Here is a 15,808-nt window from a genome sequence, read left to right as displayed (position 1 = left end):
CCTGCGGCGTACGACGCGCTTCACCGCTCTCCCTCCCCGGCGGCCGGAGGGGAGGCCGGTGAGGAGGCCGGGGGTGAGGGCGTGGAGCCGCCGGTCGCCGGCAGGGGCAGCAGCGGGCCGCCCATGCTGATCTCGTTGAGGTTGGCGCGGCCGTCGATCCTGCCGGTGTCCTTGTCGTAGGCGCCGACGAGGTTGTCCGCGGCGAGCGGGGCGACGTCCAGAGCCTCGGCCAGTGCGCTGCGCTGGCGGACCAGGGTCCGGGTGATCGGGACGAGCCGTTCGACGTTCCCCTTCAACTCGCCCCGGTTGTCCTTGATGAAGGTCTTCACCTTGCCGAGGGCGGTGCCGAGTTCCTCCAACGCGCCCGCGAGGTCGTCCTTGTTGTCGGCGAAGTAGCCGACGACGGTGTCCAGCCGCTCCTGTGCCGTGCGTACGTCGGTGTCCTTGTCCTTCAGCATGGTGGTGAAGGTCTGGAGGCTGCGCAGTGTGGCGAACAGGTCGTCGCTGGAGCCGTCGAGCGTCTTGGTGGCCTTGCCGAACTCCTCGATGCTCCTGCCGATGTCCTTGCCGTTGCCGTCGAGGTTGGCGGCACCGGTCTTGAGCAGCTTGGACAGGGCGCCGGAGGAATTCGCCCCGTCCGGTCCCAGTGCCTCGCTGAGGTCGGTGATCGAGGAGTAGAGCTGGTCGATCTCGACGGGGGTGCGGTTGCGTGAGGCGGGCAGTTCGGCGCCGTCGGCGAGGGCGGGTCCCGAGCGGTAGGCCGGGGTGAGCTGGACGTAGCGGTCGGCGACGACGCTGGGCGCGACCACCAGGGCCCGTGCCGACTTCGGTACGCGCACTCCGTCGTCCAGCGCCAACTCGACCCGTACCCGGGTGCCTTCGGGGTGGACCGACTTCACCTCGCCGACCCGGACGCCGAGGATACGCAGGTCGGAGCCCGCGTAGATGCCGACGGCACGGTCGAAGTAGGCGGTGACGCGCGTGCCGGTGGAGTCCAGGACGCGCACCGTGACGAGTCCGGCGGCGACCACGGTGAGGGCGATCACGGCCGCGAGGAGTCTTCTGCGTCTGCTCATCGCTCACCGCTCCCCCGGGCCGCCGTCGACTGCTTGGGCGGCATGCACGACGTCTTGGGCTGGGACTGCGCGGGCAGGTAGTCGCGGGGCACCACTCCGCACAGATAGCTGTCGAACCAGCGGCCGTTGCCGAGGGTGTTGCCGACGAGCCGGTAGTAGGGACCGACGAGGGCGAGCGTCCGGTCCAGCTGACCGCTGTTCTCCTTCAGTACGGTGGTGACGCGGCCGAGCGCCTTCAGCGTGGGGCCGAGCTGCTTCTCGTTGTCGTCCACCAGGCCGGTCAGTTCGGTGCCGAGGTCGCGGCTGCCCTTCAGCAGGGCGGTGATGGCCTTCCGCCGGTCCTGGAGTTCCCCGAGCAGGGGCCCCGCGTCCTCGATGAGCGTCTCGAAGCTGGACTTCTTTTCCTTCAGCGTCTTGGTGAACCGGGCGCTTCCCTTGAGGAGTTCGGACAGTTCCCTGTCTCGCTTGGAGACGGAGCGCGACAGGTCGGAGAGTCCGGTGGCCGCCTTGCGGACATGCCTCGGCGAGTTCTCGAAGGTCTTCGAGATCGTCTCGAAGCTCTCGGCGAGCCGTTTGGTGTCGATGGCGTCGACGGTGGAGCCGAGGTCCTGGAAGGCCTGGGTGACGTCGTACGGCGAGGTGGTCCTGGAGCTCGGGATGCGGTGGCCCGCGTCCTGTTCCGCGGTGCCGAGCGGATCGAGGGCCAGGTACTTGTCGCCGAGCAGTGTCTTGATGGCGATGGCGGCGGTCGTCTTGTCGCCGATCCAGGCCTTCTCCACGTCGAAGGTGACCTTCACCCGGTCGCCGTCGAGGGCCACGCCGGTGACCTCGCCGACCTTGACGCCCGCGACGCGCACCTCGTCCCCCTCGTCCAGCCCCGCCGCCTCGGTGAAGTCGGCGCTGTAGGTGGTGGTGCCGCCGGTGAGGGACAGCCGGTCGGCGTTGTAGGCGAAGACGGTGAGCAGCGCCAGCAGGAGCAGTCCGACGACGGCCACCGTGATCGGGTTGCGCTCCTTGACGGGCTTCAGTCGCGGCCGGCGGGAGCGGCGGGGCGCGGGAGCGGGGGTGTCGTGGCGTTCGGGCCGCAGCAGCAGGGTCATGCGCCGCACCTCGCTTCGGTGACCGCGATGCCGGTCGGCGGCTTCGCGCCGGTGGAGGTGGTCACTCCGTCCACGCGGGCCTCGCAGAGGTAGAGGTTGAACCAGGATCCGTAGGACGAGAGGCGGCCCAGGGCGGTCAGCTTGGCGGGGGTGCGGTCGAGGAAGTCCTCGATCTGCGGGGTGGCGTCGCCGAGGTTGTCGGAGAGCCGGCCCAGCTCGCGGATGTCCTTCTTCAGGGGCGCGCGTCCCTCGTCGAGAAGATCGGCGGTCACGGTGGTCAGGTCGCCCATGGCCGTGACGGCCTTGCCCAGGGGCTTGCGGTCCGCGTTGAATCCGGTGACGAGCTTCTGGAGGGTGTCCACCAGGTCGTCGAAGCCGTCCTCGCGGTCGTTGAGGGTGGTCAGGACCGTGTTGAGGTTCTTCACCAGCTTGCCGATCACCTTGTCCTTCGCCGCGACCGTCGTGCTGACGGAGCCGATGTGGCGGATGAGGCTGTCGACGGTGCCGCCCTCGCCCTGGAGGATCTGCACGATGGATCCGGCGAGTTCGTTGACGTCCTTCGGGGAGAGGCCCTCGAAGAGCGGCTTGAAGCCGTTGAAGAGCAGGGTCAGGTCGAGCGCGGGGGTGGTCCGGCCGAGCGGGATGGTGCCGCCGGCCCCGAGGGTGCCGGTGAGGTCGCCGCTGCCCCGGTCCAGGGCGATGTAGCGCTGCCCGACCATGTTGAGGTACTTCACGGCGGCCGTGGTCGACGTGGGCAGGGTGCGGTCGTCGCGGACGGTGAAGGTGACCTGCGCGGTACGACGGTCGACGACGCGGACGTCGGTGACCTCGCCGACCTCGACCCCGGAGATCCGTACGCTGTCGCCGTCGATGACGCCGGTGGCGTCGGTGAACAGCGCCTTGTAGGTGAGGCTGTCGTCGCCGACGCCGGTGCCGGACACGCTGAGTCCGAGGACGGTCGTGGCCAACGCGGTGACGACGAGGAACGCGAGGGACTTCAGCACCGGTCCTGTCAGCGGGCGGCGCCGGGTGTGGGCGGTGCGCCGGGACGTCATCGCAGCGTCACCTCCGTGCCGCGCAGTGCCGGGCCCGCGAGGAGGCTGCTCCACTCGGGCAGGGCGGCGGGGGCCTTGCCGGCGGCGGGCGCGAGGAGTTCGTTGACGAGGTCGTTCTCCTGCGGGGAGTTGGCGGGACCGAGGTCCTGCCCGGCCACCGCCGCTGCCTGTACGGCCGGTTTCGCGGTGACGCCGAGGTAGGGCACGGGATAGCAGCGAGGACCGCCGCCCGCACCGTAGGAGGGCGCGTCCCGGCCGGGGCGGTAGGCGCCGCGGGAGGGCACGGTCGTGACGTCGACGCGCAGTCCTGGCCGGTCGGTGCCCTTGCCCAGGGCCTTGTCCATGGCCGGGACGAAGTCGGCGAGGGTGCGCAGGGTGCAGGGGAAGGCCGAGGAGTACTCGGCGAGCAGTTCCAGGGTGGGCCGGGAGGCGGCGGAGAGGCGGATGATGTTGTCCTCGTTCTGCCGCAGGAAGGCGGTCAGGTCCTCGGCCGTCCTGGTGGTGGCGCCGAGGGTGCCGGACAGTTCGCTCTCCTTCTCGGCCAGGGTGCCGGTGGTGGTGGTGAAGTCGGTGAGGGCCGTGAGGATGTCGGGTGCGGCGTCGGCGTAGACGTGACTGACCTTCACGAGCTCTTTCAGATCGCGGTTGAGGGTCGGCAGGTGGGGGTTGAACTTCCGCAGGTGCGCGTCGAGCAGGGTGAGGGTCTCGCCGAGCCGGTCGCCGCGGCCTTCCAGGGCCTGGGACACGGCGGACAGGGTGGCGGAGAGGTCCTGCGGCCGGACAGCGGTGAGCATGGGCAGCACGTTGTCAAGGACCTGCTGGAGTTCCACGGCGCTCGCGGAGCGGTCCTGCGGGATGACGGCGCCTGCGGCCAGCGACCGCGCGGCGGGCGACGGGGGCGGTACGAGGGCGACGAAGCGTTCACCGAACAGGGTGGTCGGCAGCATCTGGGCGCGTACGTCGGCCGGTATCCGGGCGAGGGTTCCGGGGCGCAGGGCGAGGTTCAGCCGGGCGCCGTCGTCGGTGGCGTCGATGGAGCGGACCTCACCGACGACGACGCCGCGCAGCTTCACCTCGGCGCCCTTGTGCATCTCGTTGCCGACGCTGCCGGTCTCCACGACGACCGGGTCGGAGTCGGTGAACTTCTTGTCGTAGACGGCGATCGCCAGCCACACGAGCAGGGCGGGGACCACCAGGAAGACCACGCCGGCGAACCGGCGGCGCGCCGTCGCGCCTCGTGCGCCGCTCATGTCAGCCCGCCACCTTCACGGTCGTGGTGGCGCCCCACAGGGCCAGCGACAGGAAGAAGTCGGTGACGCTGATCAGCACGATGGCGTTGCGCACCGACCGGCCGACGGCCACACCGACGCCGGCAGGACCGCCGGAGGCGCGGTAGCCGTAGTAGCAATGGGCGACGATCACCATCACGCTGAAGATCAGCACCTTCAGGACGGAGAGCAGCACGTCCGTGGGTGAGAGGAACAGGTTGAAGTAGTGGTCGTACGTGCCGCGGGACTGGCCGTTGAAGAGGACCGTGACGTAGCGCGATGCCAGGTAGGAGGAGAGCAGCCCGATCGCGTAGAGCGGGATGATGGCGACGACGCCGGCGATGATGCGGGTGGTGACCAGGTACGGCAGGGAGCGGATGCCCATGCCTTCGAGGGCGTCGACCTCCTCGTTGATGCGCATGGCGCCCAGCTGTGCGGTGAAGCCGGCGCCGACGGTCGCGGAGAGGGCGAGTCCGGCGACGAGCGGGGCGATCTCACGGGTGTTGAAGTACGCGGAGACGAACCCGGTGAAGGCCGCGGTGCCGATCTGGTCGAGGGCCGCGTAGCCCTGGAGTCCCACGACGGTCCCCGTGAACAGGGTCATCGCGATCATCACGCCGATGGTGCCGCCGATGACCCCGAGTCCTCCGGTGCCGAAGGCGACCTCGGCGAGGAGGCGCTGCACCTCTTTGAGATAGCGCCGCAGAGTGCGCGGGATCCAGAGCAGGGAGCGTACGTAGAAGAGGAGTTGGTCGCCGGAGCGGTCGAGCCAGGTGAGCGGGGAGGCCACGAACGTCAGCCTCCCTTCGGCGGAACGAGCTGGAGGTAGACGGCCGTCATCACCATGTTGACGAAGAAGAGGAGCATGAAGGTGATGACGACGGACTGGTTGACGGCATCGCCGACGCCCTTGGGACCGCCGCGCGGGTTCAGGCCGCGGTAGGCGGCGACGACACCGGCGATGAATCCGAACACCAGGGCCTTGAGCTCGCTGATGTAGAGGTCGGAGAGCTGGGCCAGGGCGGAGAAGCTGGAGAGGTACGCGCCGGGGGTGCCGTCCTGGAGGAAGACGTTGAAGGCGTACCCCCCGAGGATGCCGACCACGGAGACCAGGCCGTTGAGCAGGACCGCGACGCCCATGGTGGCCAGGACCCTGGGCACCACCAGGCGTTGCACCGGTGAGACGCCCATGACCTCCATGGCGTCCAGCTCCTCGCGGATGGTCCGCGAGCCGAGGTCGGCACAGATGGCGGAGCCGGCCGCGCCCGCGATCAACAGCGCCACGATCAACGGGCTGGCCTGCTGCACGACGGCCAGCACGCTGGCGCCGCCGGTGAAGGACTGGGCGCCCAACTGCTGGGTGAGCGAGCCGACCTGGAGGGCGATCACGGCGCCGAAGGGGATCGAGACCAGGGCCGCGGGCAGGAGCGTGACACTGGCGATGAACCAGAACTGCTCCACGAACTCCCGGAACTGGAAAGGCCGTCGGAAGATCGCACGGGCCACCTCGGCGGCGAGCGCGAAGAGCCGACCGGTCTGCCGCAGGGCGCCGGTGATCATGTACCGCTCCCGGTGGCAGGCGTCGGGAGCGGCACGGTGGTGGTGCCGTGCGTACCGGGCTTGCCGGCGGCGCCGCCCGCGGGGAGGGCCGCGTACGTGCGCTCGATGGCGGTGCGGGCGGCGGGCGGCAGCCGGTCGAGCATGCCGAGGACCCGTTCCCGGCGGCGGGTGACCGCGCGGCGCGGCGGAAGCCCGGGGGACGGCTCCAGCTGGGGGATGATCTGCCGCGGTCCTTCGGCGCCCCGCGATCCCGCGGCCTCGGCGGCCAGGGTGGCGGCGTCCTTCTCCTCCGACATGCCGATCGGGCCCTCGCGGCGGCCGGCGAGGAATTGCGCCACGACCGGCTCCTCGCTGGTCAGGAGCACCTCGCGCGGCCCGAAGGTGACCAGTTCGCGCCGGAAGAGCATGCCCATGTTGTCGGGGACCGTGGCGGCGATGTCGAGGTTGTGGGTGACGATCAGCATCGTCGCGTCGATCTGCGCGTTCAGGTCGATCAGCAACTGGGAGAGGTAGGCGGTACGGACGGGGTCGAGCCCGGAGTCGGGTTCGTCGCACAGGATGATCTGCGGGTCGAGCACGAGCGCGCGGGCCAGCCCGGCCCGTTTGCGCATGCCGCCGCTGATCTCCCCCGGCAGTTTGCCCTCGGCGCCCAGCAGTCCGACGACGTCGATCCGCTCCATGACGATGCGGCGGATCTCCGACTCCTTCTTCCTGGTGTGCTCCCGCAAGGGAAAGGCGATGTTGTCGAAGAGCGACATGGAACCGAAAAGGGCGCCGTCCTGGAACATGAGACCAAATTTTTTGCGCGTCTCGTAGATATCGCGTTCGGGGCTGTTCGCCATGTCGACACCATCGATGAGGACACGGCCGCGCTCCGGCTTCAAAAGACCGATGAGCGACTTGAGAAACACGGTCTTTCCGGTACCGGAAGGACCGAGCATGACGCTGACTTCTCCGGCCGGCAGCGTGAGACTCACGTCCTGCCAGATCTTCTGCGTGCCGAAGGACTTGGTGAGACCTTCGACCACCACTTCTATTCCCATATCACCTCCAAAGCGGGTGGGCAGCATGCACTGCGGAGCGCATGTCCAGTACGTCGCGGACTGGGTGAGCGGGGTGCGGGGCAGGGCCGTACGACTCCCGGGGGCGGGGCGTCGCACGGGCCCTGCCGACGGATGTCCGCCCCGCAGGAGGGCAAGGCCGGGCGGGCCATCCGTCACGCCTCCTCGGTAGGGGGCCCCACCAGGAGATCAGCGCCGTGTCCGGCACGCTACGGCTGAGTAACCTGAGCGGGCAAGAGACGGATCCGAAATTCACGCAGGTTTGAGCCAATCCCCCCGCACCCTTGTCATCGCGGTGACAAGTATTCGGCTCACCTTTGTCACCCGGTGAGCAATGCGGGCCTCACACGCGAAGTTGACGCCCCGTCAGCTCCGGCAGCGATATCTTTTTAGCAGCGAATGACTAAGCGGGGCCCCGGACTGCTCACCTGAGGAACAGCCATGGCGGCTTCCCGAAAGAATCATGGTCGACGCCATTGTTCGCCTAAGTTTCCCGCAAGTAACGTCATGGCTCGCGGTCGAGGATTTCCGAGCCGCGGACCGCCCGTTCTTCCGCTCCACGAGTACGGATGCGGTCCCCCTCTGCCGGTCAATCCACAAAGGGAGTCCCCAAAACATGAAGAAGTCCCTGACAAGAATCGCCGTCGTGGCGGGCGCGGGCGCCGCCTCCTTCGTCATGGCCGTCGCCCCCGCCTCGGCCGTCCCCTCCACGGTCTGGACCGTCACTCCGTCGCCGGCCAACTTCTCGGCGACCAACAGCGGGAACATCGTGCTGACCGCGAACATCCCGATGACGTGTACGACGTCCAGCGCCTCCGGCACGATGGCCAGCGCCACCGGCAACCCGGCGACGGTGGGCAACATCAACGCCATCAACTTCGGCACCAGCGGCTCGCCGTGCACCAGCGTCCTGGGCAACGTCACGACCATCGCGACCACCCCCTGGACCGTCGTCGCCCAGGACTACACCGCCTCGACCGGTGTGACGAAGGGCTACGTCGGCAACGTCAAGGCGAAGGTGACCGCGGGTGCCTGCGTCTTCAACGTGCAGGGCAAGGCGACCGGCACCTACACCAACTCCACCGGCATCCTCGAGGTCGCCAGTGTGACCGGCGACCTGGCCGTCACCTCGGCCTCCGGCTGCGGCAGCGTGGTCACCACCGCCACCAAGCCCACCTTCAAGGGCAAGTACGCGGTCAAGGTCACGGGCACGTCCACCATCCCGAAGATCGTCGGATCCAACCCGTAGGCAGAGCGCGGCTCGACGCCGTCCGGCCGGTGATCCCGGCCGGGCGTGCGGCCCGCCCGCACACGGCGGCAGCCGTCGGCCGTCCGGACGTGGCACAACCCCGAGCGGAGTGAGAGATGACAGGCCCCCGTATCGCCGTCCGACGGACGGTCCGCAGCCGCGCCCGGGCCGCGGCCATCGCCGCGTTCGTCGTGCTGGCGGCCACCGTGCCCGCGGCGGCCGGGGCATCCGGTACGCAGAAGATCGACGCCGCACTCCCCTACGTATGCCTGTTCCCCTCCGGGAAGCACGCCACGGAGGTACGGATCTCGGCGGCCCTCCCTGAACGGGTGGCGGCCGGCGAGCCCATCGAACCCGAGGACGTGACCACGACCGTCGCGCTGCCGGAACAGGCGGTGGCGGACCTCACGGCGCTGGGCGCGGCCGAGGCCCGGGCGGCTGCCCGGCTCACGGTCGGCGTCGCCCAGGGCGAGGCCACCGCCGAGGCGACCTGGCGCGGCGACACCGAGCCCACGGCCCTGCCCTCGACGGGACCGCTGACCCTGACCGCCACGGGGGACGTCCCCTCGGTGACCGGACAGAGTGCGGGCCAACTGACCATGACTGCGGGGGACTTCTCCCTCGACCTCGCGCTGGCGAAGGCGGACGGCGGGGCAACCGACCCCGCCACGGTCACCGTCGACTGCTCCCTCGACGAGGACGCCCCGGACAAGGGCCGCCTGGCCGGCGTCACGGTCGGCACCGACGACGAAGGCGGCCCGGGCACCCCGAGCGGGTCGCCGTCCGGATCACCCTCCGGCACACCTTCGGCCTCCGGCACACCGGGGCCGTCGGACAAGGACCCCGCGGGCCGCGGCGGCGCGGGGGCCCCGAAGGTCGACGAACCGGGCTCCGGCGGCGGCGCCGACCGCCGCGCCGCCGCGCCGTCCTGCCTGTACGACGAGAAGCACCCGGCCGGACCGATGTCGCTGAACTCCTATCTCACCGGCTACTCCAACGTGAACAAGCTCGACGGCGCGGCGCTGATCCCGCCGTTCTGCACCCTCATCACCCAGGGGGAGCCCGAGTTCGTGTTCTTCCCGGACATGAGCGGCGCCACCATCACCCAGCACTCCACCGCCGACCTCTACCACCGGCAGCGCCAGCGGACCCCGCCCTTCGAGGCGACCTTCCTGACCTTCGACTTCACCCCCACGACGGCCACGATGGTGCTGGAGCAGGCGGGTCCGATGACCATCGACTCGCACGGCACCACCGACTTCCTGTTCACCAGCACGGACACCTACGTGCGGGCACCGCTCGTGCTCCGGGTGACGTCGCTGAAGGTCAACGGCACCCGCCTGGACGTCGGATCGAAGTGCCGCACCAAGTCGTCCCTCGCCTCCCCCGACCCGGAACCGGCGAAGTACCCCGGCGACCACCTGGTCCTGCACGGCAGGGGCGAACAGACCACCGGCGAGCCCGCCACCGGCTACCTGTTGCTGTCCGGCGGTCCCTTGACCGGCAAGGTCACCATCCCCGCGTTCACAGGCTGCGGCACCGCCGACGGTGAGAACCTCGACCGCCTGCTCACCGCCTCGGTCTCCGGCCCCGGCAACTACGTCAAGCAGATCCAGGGCCAGACCTGCTTCGTCTCGGCCGACGAGCTCAACCCCGACGAGTGCACCGAGGACGCCCAGCCCCGCAAGGTCCCCGTAGCCGAAAGATGAGCACCTCCCCCGCCCTCCTGACCTCCCTCCCGACCTCCCCGTCTCTCAACTCCCCGACCCGGAAGGCCACATGATGCGGATTTCTCTAGGCGCCAGAGTCGCCACCACCGTCACCACCCTCGGCACCGCGCTCGGTGTCTTCGCCTCCATGGGCACCGCCACCGCGGCCACCACGCCGAACGGCGAGTGGGCGCCCTTCACCCGCTGTCCCGTGGACGCCCCGGTGATGCTGGCCGCCGACGGGCTGGCCAAGACTCCGCAGTGCGTGGTGTCCACCTCGCCGAACGGCTCCATCAAACTCGGCAAGACCACCGTGCCCACGGGCCGCACCAGCCTCCAGATGGGGGTCATCCAGAACTCGGACGGGACCAGCTCCGTGGTGGCACCGTCCGGCGGTGCCCTGGTCGCCGACTCCGCGACCGTCCCCGGAGGTCTGCTGGGGCTGATGTGCCCGAGCAACGTCCCCGCGATCACCGAGATCTGCAAGCAGCTCGACAACAGCTCCCTCAACAAGATCACGGCGACGGTGGAGTCCGCGGGCACCCCCTACGACTTCGACCAGACCGCCGGCATCGTCGCCGACAAGCCGATCGTCGCCATACCGGTCCGCATCCGTCTGGAGAACCCGTTCCTCGGCAGCAAGTGCTACATCGGCACCGCCGCCAAGCCCATCGTGCTGCGCCCCAAGAACCTGCAGTTCCCCGAGTTCGGAATGTCGTTCTTCCAGGGGGACGGCACGGCCGCCGACGACGGCGAGATGAGCCGCATCAACCTCACCGGGGCCGCGCAGAACGACAGCGCCTTCGCCGTGCCCGGCGCCAGCGGCTGTGGTCTCGGCCTGTTCGGCCTCATCGACGCGGCGGTCAACGCCAAGACCGGGCTGCCCTCCGCCACCGGCAAGAACAGCCTGACGCTCAACAACGCCCAGACGTACCTCGGCGGCCTGACCGCCCCCGGCACCTTCGCCCCCGACGCGGGCAAGCGCCTCTCGCACAACTGGCACTCCGCCGTCGATTAATGGCCGCGCGACGGCGGTTCTCAGCCGTCCCAGCAGCCATACGCCGCCCCACGCCACTGAAATGTGCACGAACTGTGTACGTCCCATGAAACTTGATTTAGCTTCAACAGCCCAGACACGCGCCACCTCAAGACCGGTCGTGTGCCTCCCCCGTGACGTACCGGAGCACACGACCGGTGCATCCTGGGCACCGAAGAGCAAGGGACGGCACTCATGCCTTCATCCACGCGACCACCCGAAGTCGGTGAACCGCTGGAACCCATCCCCAAGGAGTTCGCCGTCTACATGAGACCGGAGTTACCCGGCCTCATGAAGGAGATCGGCGCCGAGGTCACTCGGGCCTACCCCGTGTACGGGCGGCTGCTCAACGGCCCCAACGCCGAGCCCATCCGGCAGGGCGTCGAGCAGGCCCTGTCCGCCTTCGTGGACCGTGTCGCCGAGCCCGGCAAGAACGCCGCGCTCCGTGACGAACTGCTGCGCAAGTTCGGCCGCGTGGAGGCCTACGAGGGACGCGCGCTGGAGACCCTCCGGGGGGCCTACCGGCTCGGCGCCCGCATCGCGCTGCGCCGCGTCAAGGCGGTGGGCCGACAGTACCGGCTCTCCCCCGCCCTGATCCTCGCCTTCGCCGACGCGCTGTTCGCCTACGTCGACGAACTGGAGCAGATCTCCCGCGAGGGCTACGTCGAGGTGCAGTCCCGGGCCTTCTCCGAGGTCCCGGCACGGCGCAGACGACTGCTCCACCTCATCCTCGCCGCGCCCCCGCTGCCCCAGACGCTCACCGCGCTCTGCGAAGCCGCCGCCTGGCACCTGCCCGCGGACGTCACCATGATCGCCCTGCGCACACCGGTGCCCGAGCGCCTGGAGGCGGTGCTCGCCGACGACGTCCTCCTGGACCTGGACATCCCGCAGCCGCACCTGCTGGTGCCCGGCCCTCTCACCCCGGAGCGCCTGGAGATGCTCGACGCGGCTCTGGCGGGCACGCACGCCGTGGTGGGGCCGACCATGCCGCCGGCCCAGGCCGCCGACTCCATCCGCTGGGCGCGACGGATGCTCCAGCTGATCGACGAAGGGGTCGTCGCCGACGCTCCCCTGGTCCGCTGCGAGGACCACCTGGTGACGCTCTGGCTGCTGTCGGACCCGGCGCTCGTGACCCACCTCGCGGCCCGGGAGCTGGCCCCGATCGACCACCTGCCGGCCAACCGCCGCGACCGGCTCGTGGAAACCCTGCGCGTGCACGTCTCCACGCGGGCACCGGCGGAACAGGTCGGCGAGATGCTGGGTGTGCACGCCCAGACGGTCCGCTACCGTCTCCGCAACCTGGACGTCCTGCTGGGCGACCGCCTCGCCGACCCCGACCACCGCTTCGCCCTGGAGGCCGCACTGCGCGCCCTGCACCTGCTCTCCCGCGAAACCGGGGAGTAGGAAGGGCCACGGGCACGGCTTGGCCTCGCCCCTCCTCTCCTCCCCCCTCCTCTCCTCCCCCCTCCTCGTCGAGACCACGCTCGTGGTCGGCCTCGGGGTCGACAATGCCGTGGCCGGCCGCTGCCGCGGGCAGCGTCACGAGCGCCGTTGCCGCCGCAGGAAGCGCGGCACGAGGCCGTGGCGGCGCACCGGCCTGTCCACGTTCTCGCTTTCCGGGGCAGCGATCACGGGCGTCACGGGGGCCGGACCAGGCGGCACGGGTGGAGCGGTGGGCACCGGCGATGCGGGAGACGCGGGCCGTTCCTCGGCCACGGCCTGCTCCTCCTGGGGCGCGTCGTCGGCCGATGGCGTCAGGAGGCCGGGGGGTGCGGGAGCCGGGGTTGTCGGTGTCGGCACCGGGGGTGCGGGAGCCGGGGTTGTCGGTGTCGGCACCGGGGGCGCGGGAGGTGGCGATGGCGCCGGGCCCGGCGTGGGTACGGTGCGGTCGGTGTCCGCGACCGGCTCCCGCCAGCGGTCCAGGTCCTGGTGCTCGGCCGTCACCGGGGCGGGGCAGCGCGGCGGGCCGGCGGTGCCGTCCTCGTTCTCCCGCCAGTAGGCCAGCCGCCAGTGGGTGTCGGTCCACAGACGCAACGCGGGCGTGGAGCCACCGGCGTAGATCTCCCAGCCCCCGACCGCCAGGACGTGAGTTCCGACGGTCAGGGGCTCCGTCAGACTCGCGGAGCCGGAGCGGATCGTCACATGGAACTGTCCCGCCCGGGAGGGAACGTTGACGGCGAGCTGGACGAACGGGCTGTAGTTGCTGTCCCGGCTGACGCGCTCGACCGTGCCGAGCACAGCGACCGGGTGCGGGAGCACAGGCCTCGTCCGAAGCCGCGCGAAGAGCCGGGCGTACGAGTCGTGCCGCGGGCCGTGGCAGAAGTCCGTCCACGGCATGGGCCGACCGCCGGGTGGCCGGACGAGGAACCGCGAGACGATCTCGGGCTCGAAGGCGTGGAGTTGGAGAAACCGGGCGATCCGCGCTGCGGTGTCCACCGCGGGCGGGAGCAGGGGCGTGACCGTGGTGACCGCGTCGCGCACGGACTCGCCCGCGGGGGCGTCGTCGGCGCCCCGCCCCGCCGGCGAGGGCACCTCGTCCAGTCGACGGGGCAGATCAAGCCGCAGCACGCCGCGCGCGTCCACGTCGGCAAGGCCGCACGACCCGTGGGCGATGTCCTGGGTGACGGTGTCCGGATTGAGCGGGCACGTCTCATCGTGGTCGCGGCCGAGGAGCCGGTACCGCGCCTGCACCGGGCTGCCCACGAGCGGGTCGGCCCGCACGGGACCGACAGGCGCCGTGCACGTCCAGCAGGTCAGATCGCCGCCGACATCGTGGGGCGGCCCGACGTGCCGCCGGACGGCTTCACCATGCGTGTCCCTCTCACGAGCACGGTGCACGCGCCTTCCCCTCTCCCGCCACACCTTCGCGCGCCGCCCCTGGTCTGCTGCCGGCGCCGGAAGCAGCTTGTCACGCGTGGGGCAGGTCCTGCGCGAGCAGGGTCCCGCGCTCGTGGTGGAACCGTGGCCGACGCCGGAAGCACACCGTCCTCGGTCCTGCTCAGCCCCGGCGTCGGAACCAGCGGCGGGCGCGGGAGTTGGAGCTGTGGGTCTCCTGGTCGCTCGGGGAGGCGAAGGGCGGCAGCGCGGTGAAGGTGCCGTGCAGGGTCAGAGTGGGGGTGATCCGCTCCAGCGTGGTCCGTACGCGCGTGAGCGGGTGGTCAGGGAACTCGGCGTCCCACTGCTCGTGGTCACCCACGTGGTACGGGAGGCCGCCTGCGATGTCCGGGCCGTACGGATGGGGGAGGAAGTACTGCGACGGGTCGAGCCGCCCGAGGACAACGGCTTCGCGAGCTCCGGTTATCGGGCCTTCGGCCGCCTGGACCTTCACCACGGTGCTGCATCGGGCCCGCGGCACCGTCCACGAGCCGATGAACACCAGACCGTGGCCGCCCGGCCGCGGCACTTTGACGAGTTGCCGGACGGCGGGGAGGGTCCCCACGTGGCCGGGCGTGGCTTCGATCAGGCCCGCGCCGGCGTGGGCAGTGGACAGGGCCAGCCCGTGGCGGAGCCGGTCGAACTCATCGAGCGGGGCGGGCAGATCAGGAACGAGATCGAAGAAGTGCACGGAGAGGACGAGCCCTTGCTCGTCGGTCCAGACCCCGGGCTCCCGCTCCGTGAATCCAGTGAGGTCGATGCTCGTGATCGGTGTCATGGGCCTCATCATCACGTGCTGCGCCGGGCCGCGCGTGGTGCCTGCCGGTGAACTGGGCCTTGCCGCACGTTGTTTATGGGGAATCAGTGGGTCCAGCCCGCGGCCACGGCCGCCGTCTCGTGGGGCAGGTTCCCCACTCGGCCACCGGCCGACGCCTCGTTCCGCTGCCCCGGTTCATGGACACCGCTCCTGCCCAGACGTCGAGGCACGAGCGAGATACCGATCGGAAACCGCCTGGCTGTCAGGAGTGAACGTCCACTGCCACAGAGCTCGCCGACTACCAGCTCCTCACTGAGCTCGCGGGCTGCTGCCCGCGCAGAGGACTCTCCGGCTTACGTGTGCGTGTGCTCGCCCGACCGGGCCCTCAGCCGCCGTGGAGCCGATGGACGCTGACGGCGTAGCCACCGCCCTCATAGGGATGGGCGTCCCACGTCGCGAAGCGGTCGACGAGCGCGAGACCGGCCGCCGCGCAGTGGTCGTCGTACTCGGGCAGGGTGATGGCGGGCGGTACCGGCAAATGAGCTTCGTCCAGGCCGAATCCGGCGACCAAGAGACCGCCCGGGCGCAGGGTCGCGGCCAAGCGGCTGATCACCGTCGCCTCTGTGCCCGCGGCAAGGAGCGGGAAGATGTTGCCCGCGGCGACCACGAGGTCGAAGTCCGCGGCGCCATGCAGGTCGGCCGCGTCGAGTGCGGCCAGGTCCGCCCGGATCCAGGAAAGCTCCGGCGCCCGCTCGCGCGCCACGGCCAGCATGGAGGCATCGAGATCGACGCCGACGCAGTCGTACCCGAGCTCCGCCAACCGGATCATGACCCGGCCGGTACCGCACCCGGCATCCAGTACCCGCGCCCCGGTGGGCACGAGGGCTGCGCACAGCCGTGCCTCACCGTGCATGTCCTTGCCACTGCCGGCCAGCGCCGCGAAACGGGCGGCGTAGTCCTCTCCGGACGTCCCACCGGTCAGTTCTTGCCAACGGTTCATGGTCAACAGCGTAGGTGAGCAGCCCGACGCCCGGCTCACACCCGCCCCGTGTCCGAAACCGTC

At 70.4% G+C, this 15,808-nt stretch carries 14 protein-coding genes; 4 read left to right on the top strand and 10 right to left on the bottom strand.

What is annotated here, in order from left to right; translation table 11 throughout:
- Positions 1 to 20: 20 nt before the first annotated feature.
- The 7 genes from ACZ592_RS37810 to ACZ592_RS37780 are packed head-to-tail and all read right to left on the bottom strand — an operon-like array spanning position 21 to position 7,102.
- Complete coding sequence (locus ACZ592_RS37810; RefSeq protein WP_471586285.1) at positions 21 to 1,076, bottom strand: MCE family protein; 1,056 nt, start codon at positions 1,074 to 1,076, stop codon at positions 21 to 23.
- A complete protein-coding gene (locus tag ACZ592_RS37805; protein ID WP_471586284.1) occupies positions 1,073 to 2,176 on the bottom strand; it encodes an MCE family protein in 1,104 nt (367 codons plus the stop codon). Before ACZ592_RS37805 ends, ACZ592_RS37810 begins: the two co-directional genes overlap by 4 nt.
- A complete protein-coding gene (locus ACZ592_RS37800; RefSeq protein ID WP_471586283.1) occupies positions 2,173 to 3,231 on the bottom strand; it encodes an MCE family protein in 1,059 nt (352 codons plus the stop codon). The genes ACZ592_RS37805 and ACZ592_RS37800 overlap by 4 nt, the downstream gene beginning before the upstream one ends.
- A complete protein-coding gene (locus ACZ592_RS37795) occupies positions 3,228 to 4,481 on the bottom strand; it encodes an MCE family protein (protein ID WP_471586282.1) in 1,254 nt (417 codons plus the stop codon). Before ACZ592_RS37795 ends, ACZ592_RS37800 begins: the two co-directional genes overlap by 4 nt.
- 1 nt (position 4,482) lies before the next feature.
- Positions 4,483 to 5,289, bottom strand: coding sequence for an MlaE family ABC transporter permease (locus ACZ592_RS37790; RefSeq protein WP_471586281.1), 807 nt, complete (start codon positions 5,287 to 5,289; stop codon positions 4,483 to 4,485).
- Between the two features lie 5 nt (positions 5,290 to 5,294).
- Positions 5,295 to 6,059, bottom strand: coding sequence for an MlaE family ABC transporter permease (locus ACZ592_RS37785; protein WP_471586280.1), 765 nt, complete (start codon positions 6,057 to 6,059; stop codon positions 5,295 to 5,297).
- Positions 6,056 to 7,102, bottom strand: coding sequence for an ABC transporter ATP-binding protein (locus tag ACZ592_RS37780; protein WP_471586279.1), 1,047 nt, complete (start codon positions 7,100 to 7,102; stop codon positions 6,056 to 6,058). Before ACZ592_RS37780 ends, ACZ592_RS37785 begins: the two co-directional genes overlap by 4 nt.
- Positions 7,103 to 7,736: 634 nt before the next feature.
- On the opposite strand from ACZ592_RS37780, the gene ACZ592_RS37775 reads away from it, so the two are divergent.
- The 4 genes from ACZ592_RS37775 to ACZ592_RS37760 all read left to right on the top strand — a co-directional run bounded on the left by ACZ592_RS37775 (position 7,737) and on the right by ACZ592_RS37760 (position 12,518).
- Positions 7,737 to 8,369, top strand: coding sequence for a hypothetical protein (locus ACZ592_RS37775; RefSeq protein WP_471586278.1), 633 nt, complete (start codon positions 7,737 to 7,739; stop codon positions 8,367 to 8,369).
- Between the two features lie 116 nt (positions 8,370 to 8,485).
- Positions 8,486 to 10,078, top strand: coding sequence for a DUF6801 domain-containing protein (locus tag ACZ592_RS37770; RefSeq protein WP_471586277.1), 1,593 nt, complete (start codon positions 8,486 to 8,488; stop codon positions 10,076 to 10,078).
- Between the two features lie 73 nt (positions 10,079 to 10,151).
- Positions 10,152 to 11,096 carry a hypothetical protein gene (locus ACZ592_RS37765; protein ID WP_471586304.1) on the top strand — a complete coding sequence of 315 codons (945 nt, stop codon included), beginning with the start codon at positions 10,152 to 10,154 and terminating at the stop codon, positions 11,094 to 11,096.
- A gap of 213 nt (positions 11,097 to 11,309) precedes the next feature.
- Positions 11,310 to 12,518, top strand: coding sequence for a PucR-like N-terminal domain-containing protein (locus ACZ592_RS37760; RefSeq protein WP_471586276.1), 1,209 nt, complete (start codon positions 11,310 to 11,312; stop codon positions 12,516 to 12,518).
- Between the two features lie 135 nt (positions 12,519 to 12,653).
- On the opposite strand, the gene ACZ592_RS37755 is transcribed toward ACZ592_RS37760, so the two are convergent.
- The 3 genes from ACZ592_RS37755 to ACZ592_RS37745 all read right to left on the bottom strand — a co-directional run bounded on the left by ACZ592_RS37755 (position 12,654) and on the right by ACZ592_RS37745 (position 15,745).
- Complete coding sequence (locus ACZ592_RS37755; protein ID WP_471586275.1) at positions 12,654 to 13,835, bottom strand: hypothetical protein; 1,182 nt, start codon at positions 13,833 to 13,835, stop codon at positions 12,654 to 12,656.
- A gap of 277 nt (positions 13,836 to 14,112) precedes the next feature.
- Positions 14,113 to 14,766, bottom strand: a complete 654-nt coding sequence (locus ACZ592_RS37750; protein ID WP_471586274.1) for a hypothetical protein — start codon at positions 14,764 to 14,766, stop codon at positions 14,113 to 14,115.
- A 364-nt stretch (positions 14,767 to 15,130) separates the two neighbouring features.
- Positions 15,131 to 15,745: a class I SAM-dependent methyltransferase gene (locus ACZ592_RS37745; RefSeq protein WP_471586273.1), complete on the bottom strand. Its 615-nt coding sequence runs from the start codon at positions 15,743 to 15,745 to the stop codon at positions 15,131 to 15,133.
- Between the last annotated feature and the right edge of the window lie 63 nt (positions 15,746 to 15,808).

The sequence above is a fragment of the Streptomyces sp. NPDC040622 genome (assembly GCF_055593965.1).
The sequence above is the reverse complement of the archived record's forward strand: the minus strand, read 5'-3'. Positions and strand labels throughout refer to the sequence as shown.